Source organism: Bartonella sp. AD328YNZD (assembly GCF_042196425.1).
Genome location: NZ_JBHIQG010000219.1, coordinates 1 through 4,154, shown reverse-complemented (window position 1 = coordinate 4,154; position 4,154 = coordinate 1). Strand labels below are relative to the sequence as shown.

Genomic DNA, 4,154 nt, shown 5'->3' with positions numbered 1-4,154 from the left:
AACTTACGGGGCTTTGATGATGAAATAGCCATTTTAAGTGGCACCACCAAGAACATTGAACTTTTAGAGACCATTATAGATGAAGTTGGCAAATCTCCAGAAAAATGGCTTCCTCTTTTCCAAGAAAGGTCAAAACAATGAAAAAACTTTTATTGGCAACAGCCCTTTGCGCAATTTCTTTTAGTTTAACAACCAATTCATTTGCACAATTGGCTACATTCGATCTTCAATCTTTTAAACAAGGGCTTGAACAGCTTAATCAATTGAAAGGTCAGCTTAAACAATTGCAAGATCTCGCTAAATCCTTAAATGTCAAGCCTGACATCTCTGGATTAAAAGACATGTTTAACAAGCAAGGGAACAGTGGCGCCCTCCCTTCTGACTTTAACCACTTTCAACAATCGATGGGCGGCGGCAGCGGTGGCGGCGGTGGTGGCAGCAAAAACACGCAAAAATGGCAAGAAGAACTCTTATACAAAGAGCCCTCAGGGGGCGCTGGATCAAAAGAGGCAGCAGATGCTTTTTACGCACAGGAAGTGAAAAAAGCCGAACAGCGCATAGTAGGAGAAGCGGCAAAAGGCCAAGATGTCTACGAAGAAGCCAGTGAAACACAAAAAAACATTAACAAGCTCCTTGACGAACTTGGAAGTACTGAAGATGCGGGTAAAATTCAAGGCATTCAAGCAAAATTAGCAGCGGTACAAGCAGACCTGCAAGCAAAAATACTCCAAATGCAAGCCGCCATGATGATTCAACAAGCAGAAGAAAAAGCGGCAGAAAGACGTGAAATGGAAGAATTTAAAGCACGAACCAAAGCTTTAGCCCAAAAACTGCGTGGTCAATAAACGAAAAAGAGGGATTTGAATATGAACAAGATCATCATAACAACATTGCTACTTTGCACAGGGCTCATCACGGCTGGATGTGAAAAAACCTACAGCGTAGAAGAATTTAAAAAAGATAAAAAATTATTTGAAGAATGGGCTGTGAGATGTGGATGGTCAGGAACTTCAAAAAATTGTGAAAATGTAAGAGTAGCCGATCACGAACTTGCGGCAGAACGCAGGAAAAAGGCTGAAGAAGAAAACCGTAAACGTAGAGAAGAATGGGAAAAAAAGCAAAAAGAAGAAGAAGCTAAAAGAAAAGCTGAACGTGAAAAATGGGAAGCCGAAGCTGGAAAACGGGCAGCTGAATATGAAAAACGGAGAGCTGAAAATGAAGCTAAAGGACGCGCTTATCTTGAAAAACTACAGCGAGAAATAGACGAGAATCTCCGTAAATTATCTGAAGCTGAAGAAAAAGCCGAACGAGAAGCAGAAGAGCGCGCTAAAGCAAAACAACAACAGGACAGTCATTAATCATGAATAAAGTTCTCATAACAACATTGCTACTTTGCACAGGGCTCATCACAGCTGGATGTGAAAAAACCTATAGCGTAGAAGATTTTAGAAAAGATGAAAAATTACGCCAAGAATGGGCAGCTAGATGTGACGGAGCAGGAGATTCGATAAACTGCCAAAACGTACGAATAGTACTACGTGAAAATATGCGAAAAGACTTTCGTGAGTTTTATAATCGTTTTTACGGAAATAAAAATAAGCAAAAAACAAAAGAATAAGACAAAGGCAATAACTAAATCAGTAAAAACATTTATGGCAACATTATGTCTCTGCCCTAGATTTATCATCACTGGTTATAAAAACAGAACATAGCAGAATTTAAAGATTGTGCTCAAACATCAAAAACTGAAAGAAAGAAGGGGAAATATCTATGAATAAAGTTCTCATAACAACATTGCTACTTTGCACAGGGCTCATCACAGCTGGATGTGAAAAAACCCATAGCGTCGCAGAATTTAAAAAAGATGAAAAATTACGCTTAGAGTGGGATGCGAAATGTGGATTTGCAGGAACTTCAAAAAATTGTGAAAACATGCGGTTAGCATTTTTAGAACTTGAAAAAGAATATGAAGCAAAAGCAGCGGAAAGAAGCCGTAAAATTGACGAAGAAAATCGCAAATCAATGGAAAAATTGAAAGCTGAAATGATGGCCGATCTTGAAAAAAGAGAAGCTGAATATCAAAAAAGGCAAGCTGAAAAAAAAGCAAAAGAGCGCGCTGAACAACAACAAAATAATGATTAAATTATAAAAATACACAACGAACAGTGGAGCATCTAAATGGCAATAATAACCAAAGGCGTATTTTCTTATATCGACAATATGTTAATGAATCCCATTACAAAAACAATGGATAACATCTATTGCGCTTTAGCTGCTCAACTTAAAGAACCTTACAGACTATACAATAGATTTATGGCAACATTATGTCTGTGCTCTAGATTTATCATCACTGGTTATAAAACAACCGATAACACAAGCATAATTTAAAGATTGTGCTCAAACCTTGTAAAACTGAAAGGAAAAAGGGGAAATATTGATGAATAAAGTTCTCATAACGACATTACTACTTTGCACAGGGCTCATCACAGCTGGATGTGAAAAAACTCACAGTGTAGCAGAATTTAAAAAAGATGAAAAATTACGCCTAGAATGGGATGCGAAATGTGGATTTGCAGGAACTTCAAAAAATTGTGAAAACATGCGGTTAGCATTTTTAGAACTTCAGAAAGAATATGAAGCAAAAGCAGCAGAAAGAAGTCGTAAAATTGACGAAGAAAATCGCAAATCAATGGAAAAATTGAAAGCTAAAATGGAAGCCGATCGTGCAAGAATGAGAGCTGAGACTCAAAAAATTCTCGAAAAACAAAGAGCGGAAACACGCGCTGAAGAAGAACGAAGAGCAAAAGAGAGCGCGGCAGAAGAACAAAATAATCATTAATACACGATAAATAGCGGAGCATCTAAATGGCAATAATAACCAAAGGCGTATTTACTGACATAGATGATATGTTGATGAAGCCCCTTACAGATACAATGGATAAAACCATTTCACATCTTTCGTCAGGTTTAGGTGCTCCGCTTAAACTGTCTTGTACAATCTACATTATATTTATGGGCTACAATATCATCTATGGGCGCTCTTCCATGCCCTTATGGGAATTTATAGTGACAACTTTCAAACTCGGCATCGTTGTTTCACTTGCCACAAAGGCTGCTCTTTATAATGAGTGGGTCAGTGGTATATTTTTCCATGATCTGCCGAATGCCATTTCAAATGTCACACAAGGAGCACATGTGGATCGAAATGTATGGGACAATATGATGAACCAAGCTGGAGCACAGGTTTTGGACGCAGCAAACCAGTACACAGGTCTGACTCAAATGGGGATGTTTATTGCGACATGGATTGCTGGTTTTATCTGCCTAGTAGTTGCTGCCTTTTTTTGTCTAGTCGGTTTTGTTGTTTCATTATTTGCTAAATTGGGTTTGTTTCTTGTCCTATCAATAGGACCACTCTTCATAAGCCTCTATATGTTTTCCTCAACCAGAAAATTCACAGAAGCATGGTTAGGGCAAGTTGCAAACTTCATCATTTTATATGTGTTAGTCGTGCTGCTTGGTGGTTTATATGTTAACATTTCAATGAACGTTTTTTCAAGAGGTATTGACAATATCTTCACTACTTTAATTCAGTTCTTGGTTGTTGGTCTTGGTGGTATTCACCTTTTCCTCAGACTCCCTGATATCGCATCAGCTTTAGCCTCTGGGGGGGCTTCTCTTACAGGATCAGGACCAGTCGCTAAAACAACGGCTCAACTAACAGGTAAAGCTGCTAAAGCAACAGCCAACACGATAATGAAGGGCGTTAAAAAACTAGCATCACTATTAAAAAAGGTCTAAGTTCAAATGCGGGAATTAAAAAAAATTGGGGTAATCTTGCCGTTTCTCTTTCTCAGTGGCTGTGTGTCTTCACCAAACACACTGAAGTCGCTGCCAAAATGTGATGGATATTCTAAACGTCCACTCAACAGATCAATGTGGAATTGGGAAGGGAAAAATCCCACGCCAACGCCCATCATCATCAGTAACAACACCACCCCATCCGTGAAAGAGGGCAAATTGGAAATGCTGCTCACACAAAAATTAACGGATGAAGAAATAAAATCCTACAAAGATTGCGGAAAAAAGGCATGAAAGAAAAAGACGTAGAACAATATATTGCCGAAGCGCGCTCGTTTGATCAAGACCGCATG

6 protein-coding genes and 1 pseudogene are annotated in these 4,154 nt (G+C 38.7%); all 7 read left to right on the top strand.

Going from position 1 to position 4,154, the window contains the following annotated elements; translation table 11 throughout:
* Window positions 1-137: 137 nt before the first annotated feature.
* The 7 genes and pseudogenes from ACFIO3_RS09510 (at window position 138) to ACFIO3_RS09480 (ending at window position 4,095) form a co-directional block, all read left to right on the top strand.
* Window positions 138-845 carry a type IV secretion system protein gene (locus tag ACFIO3_RS09510; RefSeq protein WP_375608117.1) on the top strand — a complete coding sequence of 236 codons (708 nt, stop codon included), beginning with the start codon at window positions 138-140 and terminating at the stop codon, window positions 843-845.
* 21 nt (window positions 846-866) lie between these two features.
* Window positions 867-1,172: pseudogene (locus tag ACFIO3_RS09505) on the top strand (EexN family lipoprotein); the annotation flags it as partial.
* 188 nt (window positions 1,173-1,360) lie between these two features.
* On the top strand, window positions 1,361-1,618 hold the full coding sequence (locus ACFIO3_RS09500) for an EexN family lipoprotein (protein ID WP_375608116.1): 258 nt from the start codon (window positions 1,361-1,363) through the stop codon (window positions 1,616-1,618).
* A gap of 152 nt (window positions 1,619-1,770) precedes the next feature.
* Window positions 1,771-2,142, top strand: a complete 372-nt coding sequence (locus tag ACFIO3_RS09495; protein WP_375608115.1) for an EexN family lipoprotein — start codon at window positions 1,771-1,773, stop codon at window positions 2,140-2,142.
* Between the two features lie 295 nt (window positions 2,143-2,437).
* Window positions 2,438-2,839: an EexN family lipoprotein gene (locus ACFIO3_RS09490; RefSeq protein WP_375608114.1), complete on the top strand. Its 402-nt coding sequence runs from the start codon at window positions 2,438-2,440 to the stop codon at window positions 2,837-2,839.
* Between the two features lie 26 nt (window positions 2,840-2,865).
* Window positions 2,866-3,801: a type IV secretion system protein gene (locus tag ACFIO3_RS09485; protein ID WP_375608113.1), complete on the top strand. Its 936-nt coding sequence runs from the start codon at window positions 2,866-2,868 to the stop codon at window positions 3,799-3,801.
* Between the two features lie 6 nt (window positions 3,802-3,807).
* Window positions 3,808-4,095, top strand: coding sequence for a type IV secretion protein VblB7 (locus ACFIO3_RS09480; RefSeq protein ID WP_375608112.1), 288 nt, complete (start codon window positions 3,808-3,810; stop codon window positions 4,093-4,095).
* Window positions 4,096-4,154: the final 59 nt, after the last annotated feature.